Annotated in this window: 13 protein-coding genes and 4 pseudogenes; 12 read left to right on the forward strand and 5 right to left on the reverse strand. The window is 60.6% G+C overall.

What is annotated here, in order from left to right; all coding sequences use genetic code 11:
* Nucleotides 1-338 (forward strand): annotated as a pseudogene (locus tag ACIP9X_RS21530) (hypothetical protein); the annotation flags it as partial.
* Between the two features lie 292 nt (nucleotides 339-630).
* Here the strand turns inward: ACIP9X_RS21530 and ACIP9X_RS21535 are convergent.
* Nucleotides 631-1,029, reverse strand: coding sequence for a DUF898 family protein (locus ACIP9X_RS21535; protein WP_400481788.1), 399 nt, complete (start codon nucleotides 1,027-1,029; stop codon nucleotides 631-633).
* A 682-nt stretch (nucleotides 1,030-1,711) separates the two neighbouring features.
* Between ACIP9X_RS21535 and ACIP9X_RS21540 the strand changes: the two genes are divergently transcribed.
* From ACIP9X_RS21540 to ACIP9X_RS21560, 5 genes are all read left to right on the forward strand, one after another.
* Nucleotides 1,712-2,098, forward strand: a complete 387-nt coding sequence (locus ACIP9X_RS21540) for an excalibur calcium-binding domain-containing protein (protein WP_400481789.1) — start codon at nucleotides 1,712-1,714, stop codon at nucleotides 2,096-2,098.
* Between the two features lie 24 nt (nucleotides 2,099-2,122).
* The gene (locus ACIP9X_RS21545) at nucleotides 2,123-2,755 is read left to right on the forward strand and encodes a class F sortase (RefSeq protein WP_400481790.1); all 633 of its coding nucleotides are present in this window, start codon (nucleotides 2,123-2,125) and stop codon (nucleotides 2,753-2,755) included.
* Nucleotides 2,756-2,939: 184 nt separating this feature from the next.
* A complete protein-coding gene (locus ACIP9X_RS21550; protein ID WP_400481791.1) occupies nucleotides 2,940-4,157 on the forward strand; it encodes a DUF4236 domain-containing protein in 1,218 nt (405 codons plus the stop codon).
* Nucleotides 4,049-4,273, forward strand: a complete 225-nt coding sequence (locus ACIP9X_RS21555; RefSeq protein ID WP_400481792.1) for a DUF2188 domain-containing protein — start codon at nucleotides 4,049-4,051, stop codon at nucleotides 4,271-4,273. Before ACIP9X_RS21550 ends, ACIP9X_RS21555 begins: the two co-directional genes overlap by 109 nt.
* Nucleotides 4,274-5,086: 813 nt before the next feature.
* A complete protein-coding gene (locus ACIP9X_RS21560) occupies nucleotides 5,087-5,992 on the forward strand; it encodes a hypothetical protein (RefSeq protein WP_400481793.1) in 906 nt (301 codons plus the stop codon).
* Nucleotides 5,993-6,300: 308 nt separating this feature from the next.
* Here the strand turns inward: ACIP9X_RS21560 and ACIP9X_RS21565 are convergent, their stop codons facing one another.
* From ACIP9X_RS21565 to ACIP9X_RS21575, 3 genes and pseudogenes are all read right to left on the reverse strand, one after another.
* On the reverse strand, nucleotides 6,301-6,561 hold the full coding sequence (locus tag ACIP9X_RS21565; RefSeq protein WP_400481794.1) for a recombinase family protein: 261 nt from the start codon (nucleotides 6,559-6,561) through the stop codon (nucleotides 6,301-6,303).
* Between the two features lie 249 nt (nucleotides 6,562-6,810).
* A pseudogene (locus ACIP9X_RS21570) lies at nucleotides 6,811-7,402 on the reverse strand (IS3 family transposase); the annotation flags it as partial.
* 41 nt (nucleotides 7,403-7,443) lie between these two features.
* A complete protein-coding gene (locus ACIP9X_RS21575) occupies nucleotides 7,444-9,363 on the reverse strand; it encodes an alpha-amylase family glycosyl hydrolase (protein WP_400481795.1) in 1,920 nt (639 codons plus the stop codon).
* 855 nt (nucleotides 9,364-10,218) lie between these two features.
* Here ACIP9X_RS21575 and ACIP9X_RS21580 point away from each other — a divergent pair.
* From ACIP9X_RS21580 to ACIP9X_RS21605, 6 genes and pseudogenes are all read left to right on the forward strand, one after another.
* Nucleotides 10,219-10,500, forward strand: a pseudogene (locus tag ACIP9X_RS21580) (hypothetical protein); the annotation flags it as partial.
* Between the two features lie 130 nt (nucleotides 10,501-10,630).
* The gene (locus ACIP9X_RS21585) at nucleotides 10,631-11,101 is read left to right on the forward strand and encodes a transposase (RefSeq protein ID WP_400481796.1); all 471 of its coding nucleotides are present in this window, start codon (nucleotides 10,631-10,633) and stop codon (nucleotides 11,099-11,101) included.
* A 53-nt stretch (nucleotides 11,102-11,154) separates the two neighbouring features.
* Nucleotides 11,155-11,583: pseudogene (locus tag ACIP9X_RS21590) on the forward strand (transposase); the annotation flags it as partial.
* Between the two features lie 695 nt (nucleotides 11,584-12,278).
* Entirely contained in the window at nucleotides 12,279-13,370 is a 1,092-nt protein-coding gene (locus ACIP9X_RS21595) for a DUF2235 domain-containing protein (protein ID WP_400481797.1), read from the forward strand.
* Nucleotides 13,371-13,402: 32 nt separating this feature from the next.
* Nucleotides 13,403-15,334, forward strand: coding sequence for a hypothetical protein (locus tag ACIP9X_RS21600; RefSeq protein ID WP_400481798.1), 1,932 nt, complete (start codon nucleotides 13,403-13,405; stop codon nucleotides 15,332-15,334).
* 79 nt (nucleotides 15,335-15,413) lie between these two features.
* Entirely contained in the window at nucleotides 15,414-16,541 is a 1,128-nt protein-coding gene (locus tag ACIP9X_RS21605; RefSeq protein WP_400481799.1) for a hypothetical protein, read from the forward strand.
* A 1,344-nt stretch (nucleotides 16,542-17,885) separates the two neighbouring features.
* Here ACIP9X_RS21605 and ACIP9X_RS21610 read toward each other — a convergent pair.
* Nucleotides 17,886-18,092: hypothetical protein (locus tag ACIP9X_RS21610; protein WP_400481800.1), on the reverse strand; the 207-nt coding region annotated here is incomplete at its 5' end.

Raw genomic sequence — 18,092 nt, forward strand, 5'->3', positions numbered from 1 at the left:
ACGAATCGCTGCAGGGCAGGGACGAACCTACCGACGCCTTCCTTGCAGCCATCGACCTGCTCGTGGACGGCCCGTACCAGATGTGGAGCCCGGAACCCCGGCGGGCCCTGGCCGGCTCCACGAACCAGCGGTTCATCCACCTCACTGACCGTTACGAGAGCTACCTGCCCGAGAACACCGGGAACAGGGTCGACGTCCGGGTCCGGACAGATGGCTCCATTGAGGTCGCCGGCTTTCTGGACACAACCGGACTCACGGCCCTCACCGAGGCGACAGGAACCCGCCGGGTCTCCCCCAGGCTGCGCCAGGAACAGCAGGGACGACGGGGCACCGTTTAGTGGCTACACCTCAGCAGGTTCCAGCAACCCTCCCCTGCCCGTGCGCCGTAATTCTTGTTCCCGTAGTTGAAACCTCAGGCTGCGCAGTATGTAGCCGGGGTTAGCTACGCCCATGCCCTCACCGGCTCTCCACCGCGGAGTCGGCGCCGGGCACAGTCATCGCCCACCGCATCCACCCCGGACCATGGAACCGTCACGAATCCTGACCGGGCAGAGCAAAGGACCCCGCACCTGAGGGGTACGGGGTCATTTTTGTGAGGGGCGTCCGGACATCCGTACCCTCTTTCCTTCTTTAGGCGTAGACGGTCTTTTCGACCTTCCACTGCATCAGCCGCGGGTACACCCAGAAGGTGTAGATGCCTAGGGTAATGACAGACAGGAACAGCCACTTGAGCCACAGCCCGAAGATGCCGATGCCCGTGCCGACGAACTGAAGCTGACGGCCCTGAAGGAAGGTGTTCTTGGCCCTCCAGCGCTCGACCAGGACAATAGCGAACGGGTAGCAAATTCCCAGCGTGCAGACCGTAATCAGTACACCCAGAATCTGAGTGCCGAACCATGAAGCGGCCCCGCCGCGGAACTCATAAATCTGATACCCGGCAACCGGCCCAGCGCCAGCACCGACCAGCGAACCGTTGCCCGCTACAGGTGCCTCCCCGTAAGCCAGTGCCTCGTTGTTACTAACGCTCAATGAATCCCCCAAATTGGTGACGCCGAAATGCGAACGCTCGAAGTTTAGCCCCAGTCGCCGCGAAATATTCGAATCTGCTCCCTATGCCGTTAGTGTCTCATCAAGGAGAAGACAGGCCTGTTTCGTCGGTCTGGCTCGCCGGACGTGCAGAACAAGGTGCACTGGTCATGGGCCGAGCGTCCGGAGAGCTTAGTTCACTCCCCATAACGTGGTCAAACTGTGGAACGACACGTGGAAGGAGGGCGGCAAGAACAACCACATCAAGGGCATTGAAGTGGAGGCTCCGTGCTGCGGTCAGGGAAGTCGGGGTTCCCACCACCACCCCCAGTTCGCCATTAGCGGCCTCACGGGGTGAATTTACGTGGACCGTGCACATGCCCGGAAGTCCTAACTATGTCGAAACGCAACCCACATCTAGGAGCTAGTCGACGGAGGCTTCCGGCGGACCGGATATTTGCAGAGCACAAAACACCTGCACGGCCGCGTAGCGGTATGGCCGTAATATGCCGCGATTACGCCACGGCACTGATATAACTAGCTCGGCAAGAGCCAATGAGAAGCCAGTTACGCTGGCCATGGGGGGCAGGTGCTCTTGTTTTCCCTATGGTCTTGCTTGCGTGCCTGACTATCTGAAATTTATAGAGAATGATGGGGAAGTAAAATGAGAAAAAGCACTTCAATCTTGGCAGTAGCGGCAGTGGTCGGTTTTTCAGCGCTGACAGCGACCCCCGCCAATGCCATTGTCGGGGCCGCATACGCAAACTGCACTGAGGCAGCAGCAGCTGGCGCCTTCAACATCCCGGTAGGGGATCCCGGCTACGGCACGCACTTGGACCGCGACAATGATGGTATCGGTTGCGAGCAGGGCGGCTCTGGCGGTGCCGTTGTTCAGGCTCCCGTTCAGGCTCCCGCTCAGGCTCAGGTAGCCCAGATGCCTGTTGGTGGCGCTCCCACTGGCGTCACGCAGGAAACCGACAATGGCATGGGCTTCCTCGCCCTTGGTGGCCTCGTGGCAGCTGCTGCCACCGGAACCGTCATCGTGCGCCGCCGGATGGCCGGCCAGGCGTAGAGCTTCTCGAACTGATCGCTTCGAATGACTAGCTCAACCAGTGGCCGTCGCAGATGCTTTGCGTCTGTGGCGGTCGCTTTGCTACTTCTTACAGGCTGTGCAACTAACACTTCCACGGAGACTGTCAGCGCGCTTGACACGGGTATTACGTCGGAAGCGCCGTCGTCCACCCCGACCGCACCGGTGTCGCCGCATGCGCCCACCGCAGACTCTGTCCCGCTATCTATAGAGATCCCGAAATCAGGCACACAGTCTGATCTGATCAGCTTGGGCCTTCGTGATGATAGGACTCTGGAAGTGCCGCCGGACGGGCCAGGCGCACCAGCAGCGTGGTTCAACGGATCGCCGACACCAGGCGCTCTGGGGCCCGCCGTAATTTACGGACACGTCAACGCGACTGACGGAGGGCCGGGCGTGTTCGCCGACCTGCGAAGTCTCGTGAAGGGTGACCTCATCAAGGTTGTCCGCAAGGACGGCACAACGGTCTCTTTTGTAGCTGATCGTGGAGAACAATATTCCAAGGCCGAGTTCCCGACAGAAAAGGTTTATGGGAATACGGAGGGAGCTGAGCTACGGCTCATCACTTGTGACGGGTACGACCCGAAAACAGGTGAGTTTGACGACAACTATGTTGTCTACGCAAAGCTCGTCTCTTAGATCGCTGGCTGCTGTAGGCAAACGCAAGACCCCGCTCCCTTGGGCGGGGTCTTGCTGTTAGAGCAAAGCGCTGTTCGCTGTGGCAGCTACACTCGCCACATGGTGCGTCCGGGAAGTCCGGCAGGCCTGGATTCAGCGCGATGAGCATGTCTAAGCTCTCCGCTTCCCGCGAATGGGGGAAGACATGGGCTTCAGGGTTCGCAAATCGTTCAAGATCGCACCAGGGATCCGGATGACGGTGACCCCCAAAAGCGTCGGCATCAGCGCCGGTGTGCGCGGGGCACGGATTTCGGCCAACTCCTCCGGTCGCGTCACCCGCACAGTCGGCATCCCCGGCTCGGGCATTTCCCACACCAAGACCCTCTCCACCGGCTCTCAGCAGAGGACATCCTCCGCGCGGGCCCGCACTGCGGCAGCCCCGCCTCCCAAACCTGCAACGCCTGGGCTGTTCGCCCCGAAATGGGAGAAGGCACTCCACCGGGCACTGCTGGGGCGTCCCGCGTTCGAGGAGCTGGCACAGATCGGCAACGAGTTTGAACCGGCCCGGAAGCTCGCTGCCCTGTTTGAGGCCACGCTGGTCGCCGTACCCCAGGGAAACCGGGACCGTGCCATCGAGCTGCTGTCTTGGCTGTTCAGCACGGGCTACGAGCCGGCCACGGACGAGTTCATCCGGAAGTATCTGCCCTCTGCCTGCTTTGGGCTGCCCATCGCGGAGGGCATCGATGTTCAGGTGGTCCCGGACCGAGACTTCATCGGGCTGCTGCTCGCCGAGCTCTACCAAGAAGCGGGCGACCTGCCGGCGGCCGTGGACGTCGTTGAGCAGCTGGAGCCGAGCACCATCGCAGCCGTATCCCTGACGGAGCTGTACGCGGCACAAGGCAACTGGGATGAGATCGTCGATCTCACCGAGGGCCTGCAAAACGAGGACGAAGCGGTCACCTACCTCCTGATCCAGCGCGGCATGACCTTCCGTGAGCAGGGCTACCCTGATGCGGCCAGGGAGTCCTTCAAGGAAGCCCTGCGCATCCGATCCCGGCCCGCCGAGCTCCGCCAGCGCGCCCTGGTCGGACGCGGCCTCACCTACCTGAGTGAAGGCAAGCGCTCGATGGCCCGGAAAAACTTCGAGAAGGTCCTCGCCGAGAACAGCAACTACCCGGGCCTCCGGGAGCACCTGGCCAGCTTCGCGCCTGACTCCCCAGAAAGCCTGCGGCAGCCTGCCAGGCAGTTCGGTGTTTGGCCCGCGGTATCCGGGGGTACCGTCAGGGAGACACTCCCCGACGGAAAGGTAGCCCAATGCCTAAAGGCGACATCGAGACGTACCACCAGGACGGCCAGTGGAAGAACCGCCGGGAAGGAACCGAGCGCCCATTTGCAGCCGGCGGCACCAAGAAGGAGGCCATAGCCGTCGGGCGGGCTGCCGCAGCCGAGGACCGAGTCGAGCACATCATCAAGAACATGGACGGGACCATCGCCGAGCGCAACAGCTACGGCAATGACCCGAGGAACGTCCCGGGCTAGCCAGTGCCGGCCGGACATTGCCGGCCACCGGCGTTGAGGGACTCCTCGTGGAAGGTGTCGGGCAACCCTACGAGGGCGGTATCAGGCAGTGGTGAGTTATCTGCACTTGCTGCCCGCGCGGCGTGCGATTTTCTGACGCCTTTGGTTGTAGGCATGGAAGGGCAGGGTGATCTCCAGCTGCGACCATCAAGGGTGATGCCGAGTGTTAGAACAATGGCCAGATTCTGAGACCCGGCGCTGCTTGCGGGATGGGACGGTTGAGCTCGCCAGGGTCGGCCGAGTCGAGGATGGCCCAGGGTTGCACGAGCCCTATGTTTCTGCTTGATCAAGCGGGTAACGCCGTTGCGGAAGTCAGTTCCTGGATCCGCTATCTGGCCGCCGCCGACCTCAGTCCCCGTACATTAAGGTCTTGCTGCTATGCCGCTCTGACCTGGCCGGGTCCTGGGGATGCTTGAGATTGCATGGGACCGGGCAACTGAGGCGGAGACCGCGACGTTGGTGGGATGGCTTCAAGCGGCTTGGGAACCTCTGCGCCTCAAAACTCTCGCCATCCGAAACAGCTCGAAGTGAACGGTGCGACATGAAGTGAACACAGAGCGCCGCCACATATCGACAATCTCCGCAGATATTTGCGCAGGCTAGCCGCGAGCGGGCCAGAAACGGCCGTTTCTGATCAGTCGATTTCACTGGACAGCTTCAGCCTCTCGTGCCAGGGCCGGACGACCGCCCGTTGACCTCCCCTTTGATCGCCCCTTCAGGCTAGGTGGGTGACGGCGTCCGCGGTACGTTTGCCAAGCCGATCAGGGGGTTCTCATGCTCAAGCTCCTATATGGCGTGCACGAGGACGATATCGTTTCTCGCCCGCCGCAGCACACTACCCGTCCGCTATCTTGGGCGCAGTCCGCCCTGGCTCTCCAGCAAACGGCCGGCAATCGAGCCACGAGTGCCCTATTACGTGCCCGGGCGACCGTGGATGGCACTCCCAACGGTCCCAAGGTGTCGGCGGGGCAGAGCGCGGGTGGCGCGATGAGCCCCTCTCCCATTCCTGTCGTCCAACGCCAGGCATGCAACTTCTACGTTTACGACAGTACGGAGCCGACATTTCTAGGAACTTCCTGGAAGGTTGGCGCGGCGATGTGGGCTACGGGGGCTAGAGGCGGGCACGCCATTGCCTCTAGCCACACGATCGAATACATGCTGAAGCGGATCGTCGACACGGTGGCAAACGAAGGCTGCGACAGCGTGGAAGAGATCCAGTTCTGGAGCCATGGCAGCGCGGGCAACGCAATGAACATCGCCAAGACGGGGGACGAGATCACTGCTGCCGACTTCGAAATCCCCGGACTTGAGGAGTTCGGCTACATACCGACCTTGACCATGATGGCAGCGGATCCCAGACGCTATGAGAAGTGGAAAGCATGGTTCGACTCACTCACCTGGCGACAACAGCTACTTGTCGAGCTCCGCTCGTACATCAGCGGGACGGGCGCCGAGATATATTATCGGTCATGCTCTGCATTCCAAGGTAAGAAGGGTCAGGAATTTGCGAGGAAATCGGCGGCTTTCTGGCGATCGGAAGTAATAGGCCACACCAAAATCATCGGATTAACGCAGCCCGGGCGAAGATCGCTCAAGCCTGGTCAGGAACCGCAATGGTCCGAATCTGAAGGGACAGAGACGGAAATGAAGAAACGGGGCAAGACGCCCAAGAAATACTGAGTATTGGCCTCCGGGCTGACGAAGTCTCAGCGGGGATTGAATGCGCCAATAACCATATCGTCCCATGGCGATGAACGGACCCTCTTTGGGACCGAATAAGCTGCCTGGCAAACCGGATGCGCTTGATCTCCAGTGCCGTTTGTGGCTGAGCGGCCATTACGGTGAAGACCATACTGCCCGTCGGTGTTGCGGTATCGACGATCCCGCCGCCCATGTTCAGCACGCGAAGGGCTACCTTTCCCCTCGGTTCTTCCAACAGCCCCAGCATATTCATCGTTGACCGCCCAGCAGGTTCGGCGGCGTGATCACTAGGCGACCCCTTCTTCCAAGGAAAACCAGGGCCAATCGAAACCAGGCCGGCTGGTCCCGGCGCCGCTCACTCCCCGGTCCCTGCAGAGGTCGTCTCGGCGGACTCCAGCGGCCAACTTATCCTCGATCTGCCGGTCGATTTCTTGGCTTTGATTTGAGACCCGCTCGTACCCGATGAGCTTCATTGCCATAGCACCGATAGCCGCGCTTATGACAAGGTGCCGCTGAGACGGGGCTTTATGCCGCGCGTCGCCGGGCATTCAGGCAGAGCTTCCCCGGCGGGTGCCGCTCCCGCCCCATGATTTGATGATCTTCACGAAGCCAGCCTCACCATGGCCACCGGTCTGCCACGGTGCGTACTCACTCGATGCCGAAAGCGGATTTTGCCAACAGAATGGCGGCGCGAACCCCCACCTACAGGTCACCGAGTTCCTGCAGCAGCAAGGGAGGTTAGTCAGCGAACGAGAACTCGAAGCCGGGACTGCCCCGGCTTTTGTTGACTCGGGGTCCTAGGCCGCTTTGAGCGCGGTCCGATTGATTGTTTCATATTCGATGGGCGTGAGTTTCCCCAGCCGTCTTTGCCGTCGCCGGCGGTGGTAGGCCCGCTCGATCCAGGTCGTGATGGCCAGCCGCAGGTCCTGCCTGGTGGCCACCGCTGACGGTCCAGAACGTTCTTTGCAGCAGCGAGAAGAACGACTCCATCGCAGCGTTGTCCGCGCACGCACCGACCCTGCCCATGGATCCTGTCAGCCCGTGGTGCCGGAGCGATTCAACGAAGCGGCGGGACCGGAACTGGGACCCACTACCGGAGTGCACCACGGTCCCTACAGGGCGCCGGGCCCGCACCGCATTCTCCAGCGCAGCAACGGCCAGCGAGGATTCCATCTTCGAGTCCATCGAGTACCCGACGATCCTGCCGGAATAGACGTCCTTCACCGCGCAGAGGTAGAGCTTCCCTTCCGCAGTGGGGTGCTCCCTGATGTCCGTCAGCCACAGCTCGTTCGGTGCCGTGGCGCTGAAGTCCCGCTCCACCAGGTCGTCGTGGACCGGTGGCCCCGGCTTCCGGTTCACGCCGCGCTTCTTGGAGAAGACCGACCAGATAGGTAACGATGCTCTCGATGCCGGCAACGGTCATCGACGACTCAGTGCGACTCGAAAACACGCACCTCGAATGGTTGGAGCGACAGAGTAGCGGATCCATTGCCCGGTATCTGGAGAGGCGTCGTGCCTGGCCGTGAACCTCGCTCCGTGCATGCGCCTCTCCAGGGCCATGGCAGAATGTAGCTTGGGTAGTCGTTGGCACCGAGGTTGGCCACCACCACGATCTGGCCTTCCGCGCCGAGCGGGCGCCCAGCTGTTCGGCAGTAGGCGAACACCCGGTGGCCGTCATTCTCATCGATCGTCGGGTGGAAGTGGAAGAACTCGACCTCATTGCGGTGCAAGGCTGGGTGGCCGTGACGCATCCAGATAAGGTCGGTCACAGCGGCGGCGGTTTCGCGGTGTCCGTCGTGGCTACGTCGGCTCCAGTCCACGGGGTCCGACATCTTCAGCTGCCAGTCGTAGTGGTTCGTGTCGTGGATGTCGGCGAACTCCTCGCCCGCCAGCAGCATTGGAATTGCTGCTGTCGTCATCAGGAGCGCATACCCGCTGCGGACCCGGTCGAGCGCCTGCTGGTAAAGGAAACGAATGTGTTCCGGCACCTGCTGCGGGTTCCGATCCAGGGTCTCAGCGATTTCCCGGACCTGCTGGAAAGATCCGTCGCCATGGTTGAAGTAGCGCAACAATGACGACAGTACGTCATTCATGAAACGGCGTTCGCCGTTCTTTTCCACGTCGTGGGAGGTTATGTACGCAACTGATTGCGCCATATCGTCGAAGCCGCCCTCGAATTGCCCTCGCAATTCGTCCCACCGGTGGCTCCCCGAGATTAGGCCGACAATCCGTTCCCGCCGTGAAGGCCGGCCGTGAACCGTTTGCATGCTGTTTACCAGCAGGCGGCGGAGTTCGTCGCGGCTGCTGAAGTTCCACATCGCGTCGACCACCTTGCGCCGGTTCGGGTTGTTGGCGTCCGCCCGCACGATGACGGTGCGCGACCACGAGTCCTCCGCGATCACGATGAAGGGGCGGTCGGGGAACCGGGCACGGAACGCCTCCCAGGCGGCGTCCCGGAACTGCTGGATGAACTCCCAGTTGTCGATTCCCCTGAACTCGTCGATACGAAATCCGTCGACATGGTACTCCTCAATCAAATACTGCGCCACGTCGAAGTGTAGGAGTCGCGCCCAGTGCTGGCCGTCGATCATCTCGCGATACCGGAACATCTGACCGCTGTAGTCCTCACCGCGCCCTGGCTCTTCCTCGCGCTGGATGAAGTAGCGCTCCCACGCCAAACGTCCCAGCGGGCACCCGCGCGCGTGGTTCATCACCACGTCGACGAGTACACGGATGCCCCGTTGATGACATTTTTTGATGAACCACTTCAGGTCCACTGGCGCACCCATGTCATAGTCAGGAGCGAAGAAGAAACGCGTACCGTAACCCCAGTTCAGCGTGTCAGAGGAGTCCAGGGGTGGTAGCAGCTCGATGCAATTTACGCCCGTAGCGACCAGCCTGTCGAGATGATCGAAGACCGCTTTTTCGAACGTCCCCAGACCTACCTGCCTAGAATGGTCACCGTCCATCCAGCGGAGCGGCATCTCATACACCACGATGCGGTTATTGTCCGGCAACCTCGTGCCGAGGGGGAGTTCGTCACTCCAGTCGAAGGGAGGCTGGGCCCACACGCGGCCGGCGCGAACGTGAAGTAAAGTGCGGTAGCCGCCGAAGCGGGTGATCTCCTGCCCGTAGGGGTCGGGGACGGGCGCGGCGTGGTCGTCATCCACCACGTACTCGTACTCGTAGTCGCCGTCCGCTAAGCCGAGTGAGGCGATGTCGCATTCCCAGAACCCGTCATTGCTCCGCCACATGGGCCAATACTTCCATCGCTCACCGAAGCGATCACGGTCGAGGAGGTTAGCTATTCGGATCTCGACCTTCCGGGCCGCAGGAGCCGGGATCTTCATGGGTATGTCCTTCCACGTGGCCGCCCTATCGTTGCTCACTTACCGTTACTCAGCCGTTATCAGCCGTTTAGCCCGACTGCATGGAGACAAGACCAGTGCCGCCCATGAAGCCGCCAGCCCACATGGGATGCTCCCGGTTGTGCGGAATCTTCGGTCCAATTTCCAGTATGGGATGGAAACGGAAGAGTCGACGGCACGCAGCTCGGTTTCCAGCTAGAAGAGGAATTCGCGGTGCCAGGGCAGGAACGCAGGGCCCCGGTGCGCGCCATTGCGATAGTTGGCATCGCCGGGTTCGAAGGGTAGGAACGCCGGCTGCATCGCGTGATGATGCCCCGGCGCCCCCACCATCCGAGAAGTCCTAGACACAGCGACCCTAGGCTATTCCTACCAGCAACCGCCGGAGACACGTGGCGTGTTCGAACGGGCCAAAACGTTCAGGCCCATCGAGAGCCGATTCTGGCCGGACTAATCCCAATCACGCTACTGATCGGCGTGCCGCTTCCCCGCTTCAGATTATTCCTGGACCAGTATGATGAAAGCTGGCAACTTACCCTTAACTTACTGCGGCAGCTCCCCTTGGAGTAGATCGCCGCCCAGCCCACCGCGCACCAAGAAACGTGTGTCAGGCAGTCTATCCCGGTTGCTATCGAATAGCCCCACGCAACCGATGCCCCGGCAACCACGGCGATCAATATGACCGAGCCTTTTCCGTTTATTGGCCCTCGCTTACTGGCGCAGAGCCCGGTGTCGGCCCATGCCAAAATTTCTGGCCGTCGTTTGGCGGCTCTTCGTGGTTGATGGGGAATTGAGTTCGTGTCGTTGAAGACAGAGGGGCCCGTGGCCCTGCTGGGATGAGTGTGTCTACGCATTCAACCTGGAACAGGACCACGAGCCTTGCATGAGCCTATCGGGGTCGAGGCCGACGCTGCCACCATCCTCTTCAACCTGACCGACTACCGCGTCATCTCCACCACCCTCACCGCTGGCCGCCGGCAGGTCATCATCGAAACCGACCAGCCGCCGGGCTGCCCGAGCTGCGGCGTGATCTCCTCACGGCGCAAGGAACGACGCTTCCAACGGCTCCGCGATATTCCAGTCGCCGGGACCGTGGAGGTGCTCTGGTCCAAGTACCGCTGGTACTGCGAAGAACCAGCCTGCGACAGGCTGTCGTTCTTGAATTCACGCCACAGGTCCCACGCCGCGCCCGCTCCACTGGACGGCTCCGGGACCAGCTCGTGGACGCCGTCATCCGCTCCGGGACCAGCTCGTGGACGCCGTCATCCGCTCCGGCCGGGCCGGCTCCGAAACAGCTGCCGGCTTCGCCGTGTCCTGGTGGATGGTCTGGGCGGCGCTGAACGAGGCCTGCCTGCTGCGGCTGCCCGACGTGGACAAGCTCAGCCCTCGGATGCTGGGCATAGACGAGCACCGGTTCGGGTCAGTGCGCTACTTCCAGGACCCGGCAACGAAGGCTTGGACGCGGTTCGAACCGTGGATGACGACGATCGTGGATCTCGATACCAGACAGGTCCTGGGCGTGATCGACGGGCGGGACCACAACGGCGTCGGGGACTGGCTCTTCGCCCGGCCCTTGCACTGGCGGCTAGCCGTGCAGGTCGTCGCGATCGACGCCTCCGCGGCGTTCCGAAAAGCGCTGCGGATGTGGCTGCCCCGCACCGCTGTCGCAGTCGCAGTCGATCACTTCCACCTGATCTCGCTGGCGAACCAAGCCATGACCTAGACCCGGCAGAGCCTCTCCCAGCAGGTCAAAGGCCGCCGCGGCAGGCCGTCGACAAGGCCTGGGCCCACCGAATGCTGCTCCTGCGCGGCGGCGGCACGCTCACCGGGAGGGCAGCCCACCGGCTGGAAGAAGTGTTCGCCGCCGACGATCCCACCGGCATCCTTGAGGCTGTCTGGAAGGTCAAGGAACAGCTCAGGACGCTGCTGCGCACCGGCTCCCTGGAGGACGCCGCGGCAGCGAAAACCGAACTCGAGAAACTGGTCAAGACCGCCGCACGCCCGGCGACGAACAGGACTTACCGCACCGTCTGCCGCTGGTGGAAAGAGATCGAAGTTCTCATCGTCACCGGCGCCACCACCGGACGAGTGGAGGCCAACAACACCGCCATCAAGAACATCAAGCGCACCGCCCGCGGCTACAGCAACCCAGCCAACTACAAATTGGTTATTCTCTTGAGAAGTGCCGTTCGGACGGCGGCATGACGCTCATTCTAGGGACTCATTTCCTCACGAACCCTGAAGAGCCCCTTTGGCACTGTCAGAATGAATCTGTCTTACGAACTCATCGTCCAGAATCACGTTCTATCGAGACACCATTTTCACGACAGCATCGCCATTCAAACGCGTAAACGTTACACCGACGTTACGGCGCGAACAGATGCGGGGGCGCCAAGGCTTGGCGCCGGGATTACCGCCTTCCTCTTCGGCGAGTGAAGCCTGGTCAGCGCTGCGCCGGCCTTCCCACCGGATCGGCCATAGTGATAACGCTCCAGTAACGCTGAGTCGCTATATTTTCAACCATCTGCGGTTTTGCCGACAATGACCTGCCGGAATTCACATCTCGATGTGAGGATAGGATCCGCATTGTCTAAGACGGACGGTTTGTTCATTAATCTCTATCGTTCTCAGTCGAGGAGGATCGGCATTCGCTCCTTACTCCCCTACAGCGTAGTGGTGGCAAGCCTGGGCCGGAAGAATCCGAATACTGCCGTACACAAAAAATATCGCCGGAACTGGCCTAGTTCTGTCACAGCTGCAACGTCACGGTCCAGCCAGAGGACTTACGAAGAGCGACTGACTGAACTGTGCCCGCGGGGGTGGCCGGTCCTCGCCAAGTATCGGATCCTGTACAGATTCCTTAACTTCGACGCCTCCGGCGGCGGAATCAGGGGCGGGGCGTGACGAAGAATATAGTGCTCTGTTTTGACGGCACCTCTAACCGGCTCAAAGCTCGGGCGAGCACCAATGTTGTGCGGCTCTTTGAAATGCTGGATTTGTCCGATCCCGAACAGCAAATTGCCTACTATAGCCCCGGGGTAGGTACGTTCAGTTCGCCGGGCGCTTGGACTCCCGCGGCCCAGTGGGTTTCCAAAATGCTGGGGTTGGCCTTCGGCGCTGGACTGCGCAAAAACCTCGGAGAGGCCTACACTTTTCTTATACAGCGGTGGGAACCCGGCGACAGGCTTTTTCTCTTTGGATTCAGCCGAGGCGCTTACACTGCGCGTGCTCTTGCCGGATTATTGCACACCTGCGGGCTCCCACGGGGGGGCTGCGAGAATCTCGTTCCTTATGCGGTCAGTGAGTATGCGCGCGAGAGGCGGGAATTTTCCGCGGATGACTGGACTCAGATCCGCCGTTTTGCCGGGACGTTCTCCGTGCCAATGCCTGAGCCGTTCAAGGTTCCCGCTTCCTTCACGGACGCCTCGGTTCCGGTTGAGTTCCTGGGAGTCTGGGACACAGTGAAGACGGCCGGAAATCTGCGTGGGGAACTAAAGTGGCCATACACGAGGCAGATACCCAACGTGCGACGAGTCTGGCATGCCGTGGCACTGGATGAAAAGCGCGGTGCATACCGAGAGTACTTGGTCCAAGCCAAGAGTCCATGGCCTGAAGTCGCCGAGGTCTGGTTCGCAGGCGTTCATTCCGACATCGGCGGCGGCTTCGCCGAGAATGATTCAGATCTGGCACATATCGCCCTTAAATGGATCGCGGACGGCGCTATCGGCGCTGGCGTCACTATCAACCCAGGGGCTTATAGGAAGATCTGTCCCCTCACGACGAAGCATGCGTCCGGGAAGGTTCACTGGCCGGGTTTAGGCCGCGCCGTCCTATGGAGAGTCTGCGGCGGCTACGGGCCACGTAGTGTACCCCCGGGTGCACGGATTCACAGCAGTGTCCGCAGACGGATTGGCGAAGACGGGAAGTACCGAGACCGGATTCCCGCTGATGCCGGATGGGCAGATCAGGAATGGCTGACTCCAGGAGCCTAGGCCGTCCGCACATCCCGGCCAATCATCCGTCCGTGCCCCTGCCCGAGCGCCGACGACTGAGAACCTTTGCGTTCGATCCGATGTCAACCAGGCTCTCGGGGCGGTTCCTGGCTGTAGATATTCCCTTCGAGGATGGTCTGAGGCCAGGGCCGTCAGGAGATTTGGTACAGGTAATCGATTTCGACGAGACGCGTCAGCAGTGGTACGAGCCAGTTGAACTTAACGATCCTGCTGTTCTTGGGCAGGACGGGTTCCGCCCGGTCCAGGGGGACCCACGGGCACACCAGCAAATCGTCTATGCCGTGGCCATGAGTGTCATCGAAAGGTTTGAACGCTTCATGGGCCGACGGTTCCGGTGGCGGGCCAGCCAGACGCTTCGACTGGTTCCTCACGCCTTTGAGGGACAGAATGCCTTCTTCGATCCTCAGCGCCGTGCGGTCCTCTTTGGCTACTTCCGGGCCGATCCTCACGATCCCGGCCCTAATCTTCCTAACCAGGTGATGTTCACGTGCCTGTCCAACGACATTATCGCCCACGAAGTGACTCATGCCATCATCCATCGGCTCCGCCGGCACTATGCCTCGGCTACGAATAGCGATGTATTCGCGTGTCACGAAGCCTTTGCAGATCTGATTGCGCTGTTTCAGCATTTCGTTCACCGGGACGTAGTGCTTGAGGCAGTGGCAACAACCTCCGGGGACCTGCGAAAGAACAGCGGGTTGCTTGAGCTGGCACGGGAGTTCGGTGAGTCTTCCGGGAGGGGACGGGCACTTCGCTCAGCCATCGGCACGAAGCGGACGCCCGAGGGATTTCGTGCGGCGGAGGAGCCGCACGAGCGGGGTGCATACTTCGTTGCCGCGGTGTTTGATGCGTATCTCGACAGTTACCAGGAATCTATTGCCGATCTTCTGCGTATCGCCACCGGCGGTTCGGGCGTTCTACCCGCGGGTCGTCTTCACCCGGACCTCGTTGCCCGCATAGCTGATGAAGCAGTCAAGAATGCAGACCGTATCCTGGGCATGGTAATCCGTTCGGTCGACTATCTCCCGGTTGTCGATGTCACGTTCGGTGATATAGTCCGGGCGATTGTCACGGCCGACCGGGCCCTGTTCCCGAGCGACAGCCTGCGGCTGCGCAGCCGCCTCGTCGAAGCTTTTCGCCGCCGCGGCATCTTCCCTGACCGCGTCACCTCACTGACTGACGAGGCATTAGCCTGGCCCAGACCTTCCGGCATTCTGAGCCTGGGCCATGAGGTCTCACGTGAGATGGATCTTCCCGACCTCATCCTCTCAGCAACGATGGACTTAGACCCGTCGGGTCGCGCCGGACGCGTCCGGGAGCCGGCTCCGGCAGATTCCATCAGTGGTCCGGAACCCATCACGACTACGCAGCAGGGCCATAAGCTTGGCGAAGCGCTGAGCGGCTGGGCCAAAACCCACGCTTGGGAGATAGGCCTGACCCCGGATTCGCCCATCGCTTTGTCAGGCATTCATGTTGCCTACCGGAGTGCTGCAGACCATCAACCACGGCCGGAGCTGGTGATTCAACTGAGCCAACGTCGGAAAGACCTAGAGAATCAGCACCTGGATGTCAACCGTCGCCCCGTCTTCCTTGCCGGAACCACCCTGATCGTCGGCGTGGACGGCCGTGTGCGCCACATCATCGCCAAACCGTTGCCAATTGCCGGAAACCTTTCCGCACTGAGCACTCCTGCCGCCGGGTACTCTGCGGAGGACCGGCGGGCTGCTGCCGAGCGGCTCAAGGCGCTGCGCAATTGGCTGGAATGGATCGAGGCGCAGGACGCCCTCAGCCCGTGGTCTCCAGTGCACGCGCTATACCGCCTTGACTTTGCCGCCCTGCATTCCAGCTTCAATAGAGAGGAGTTCCAAGACCGTGCCATCTCCAATGGTCGTGGTCAGGATGTACAACGTCGGATTCGGCGACGCCTTCGTAGTAACCGTTAGGCGGGATAGTTCGGTCTGGAGGATGCTCGTTGACTGCGGGGTGCACAGCCACGGGCAGGTTAGATCCATTCAGGAAACCGTGACTGGAATCATTACTGACCTGACGAACGACGCAGCGGGGGGTAAGCCACACCTCGACGTAGTAGTTGCGACCCACCGGCATGCAGACCATATCCGCGGATTCGCGTTGCGCGAATGGGATCAGGTGACGGTAGATGAGGTCTGGGTTCCGTTCGTCGAAGACGAATCGGATCCGCAGGCCCAGTCTTTGCGACGAGTTCAGACCGAGGCAGCCCGGAATCTACTCTCACTAATCAATCGCCGCATTGCTGGCTTCAAAAATGGCAGTCCCCCGGCCGCAGTAGCCGATGCGAGATCCTTCACACTGAATTTCTTGGACAACGCGGATGCCATGGACCGTCTCCTGGGCAGAAATGGCATGCACTTCGCCAACCACCACAATATTCGCTACCTGCCGACTCAAGCCGAAACCGGCAATGAGATCCGTGCAGAAGCCGTCGGCGTGACGGCGCACATTCTTGGCCCATCCCGCGACCCTCGGATGCTCAGGCAGATGAATCCTCCCGCCCGCGCCGGCTGGCTGAGGCTTGACACCGAGGACGATGAGGCGGAAAAATACGCGGGAAATGAAGAACTACCACCGCTGTTCAATTCCGACTACATCCTCGATCAGGAGGATCGGTTATCCGGTAATCTGCTGAAAGCCAAAAACTCACTTCAACTGCATAGGCTGACAAACGATGCCGGGCTCCTATCGGCATCCTCCATTCTGGAACGCGCAGTAAACAACACTAGTCTGTTCTTTGTTCTGGACGTAGAGGGTACTCGCCTGATTTTCCCTGGGGACGCACAGTATGGTGCTTGGGAATATGTCCTGCAGGACGCTACGAAGAAAGCCCTTCTTGCCGACGCAGCCTTCTACAAAATCGGACACCACGGATCTCACAATGCTACCCCCAAATACTTCGTCAATGAGGTCTGGAGGGACGGCGGGTATGCGATGCTGCCGTGGGGCCATGTAAAGCGCTGGGAGAAAACGATCCCGAAACGGGAACTGCTGGAGGCCCTAGTCGCCCACCATCATAAGATCATTCAGGCTGATGGACCCATCCCGGATGGCGGCAGAGTGAAAATCCACGGCACGTTGTGGAGCGAGGTGGAGTTGCCCCAAGCTAGGGAACTATAAGGAAAGGGTTCGAAGGTGGTGATGTCCGGGTCGCTTGGGACACACAGTCGTCCAGATTCCCCCATGCGCTAAGGCGAACGGGCGGCGCGAAGAGAGTGATCGATCAGGCACAGGTGTACAGACAGCTGGGTCATTGGCAGCGTTGAAGAGAAAGAGCTGGACGACTGGGAGCTATGGGGGTGATCGCTGACGACCTGGCGGCTCTGGCAACTCCACGACTCAGGCAAATGCCGCGCGGGAACATGGCTCGGAGCGCCGGCCTCGAATGAAGGCGACCGGACGCCAACACGCTCTTTCCTCCCCTGAATTAGACGAAACATTTTTAACTGAGTGGTCAGCCTTGATCGGCGTTGTTGAGGACCATACAGGGCCAGCCGACGCAAACGGCATGGTACAGCAGGAGCACGGCTCCAACAGCTCCGTCACTACCGCTGCTGACGTGGTCGGCGTGGGGCACACGTCGCGCGCCCTGGCGAGTTGATGAAATCTGCGGCAGTTGCGCACCAAGCCCAGAGGCACGCGCTTCAATGGGACTGCTCGGCCAGCTGAACAGGCGGCTGTGAATCTGAGGCGTCAGGCGTTAGCGCCTGAAGGTTGCATTGGGATACAAGTTGATCTGACTAAATTCGAATAGATTTGCCCATTCGGTGATCATGTGACAAAGTTTGTCACATGATCATTCTAAGGCGATCGTACAAATTCCTTGGTAGTCGCCTGAGTCGAAAAGAGAAAAAGTCAAGCCTGCTGCCCCAGCATGTCGGGCTCGTGTCATCCTTAGCGGACCCCGCAAAGCCTTGCCGGCGGACGCACGAGGCGAGCCGGGCCATGGAGACTCGCTGAAGATGTTTGTCCTGCCGGTAACCGCAGACGAAGAGTAAGGTGAATTGCCGTGATAAGCGATGATCGTTCGTCAGGATTACCCAATCACGACAGTGCAGGCGGAGGAATGCCTCCCATGGGCACGCTGGTCATTCGTACCTGGTACGAGCCCAACCAGTTATCCGGATTCCGCGCCAGGGTGATGTATGGCCGAGGTCCTGACGACGAAACCAACAAAACTGCCAGCGCAGACCCGGATGAGGTCCTAAGTATTGTGCGTGAGTGGCTCGCGGCCCAGCCTGGCTCGTTAGACGACTAAACAGCACAGATCCGAGGGTTAGGCGGGAGATCGCCGAAAGTGTACGGCGGGACTCTCCCACGTCATCATCCTTCCTTAACAGAAGGCGGAGCGTTCCTTAAGAGCAGGCACAGCGTTCTCGCCCCGTTGGGTCTCGGCGTCCTTTCCTGTCATCTTCGGTCACAGCCAGCAGCAGGCAAATGTTGTGTCCACTTCAAGCGGTCTCATCAGTGGAGTTTTGTATCCCGGATTAGTGGCTCTTCGCAGATGAGCATGGTTAGGGCGGTCTGAGGCTGGCGCCGCAGTTGCGGCGCTAGCGGTGCGGCGTGGTGCGGCAGGAAAGAGGCCAGGGCCTCTTTGAATTGGTAGCGACCAAGCAAACCAATAACCAAAGAGACCCCGACATGAATAACTCTATGTCTTGTTCTGATGGC

This window comes from Arthrobacter sp. NPDC093125 (assembly GCF_044754225.1).
GTDB lineage: Bacteria > Actinomycetota > Actinomycetes > Actinomycetales > Micrococcaceae > Arthrobacter.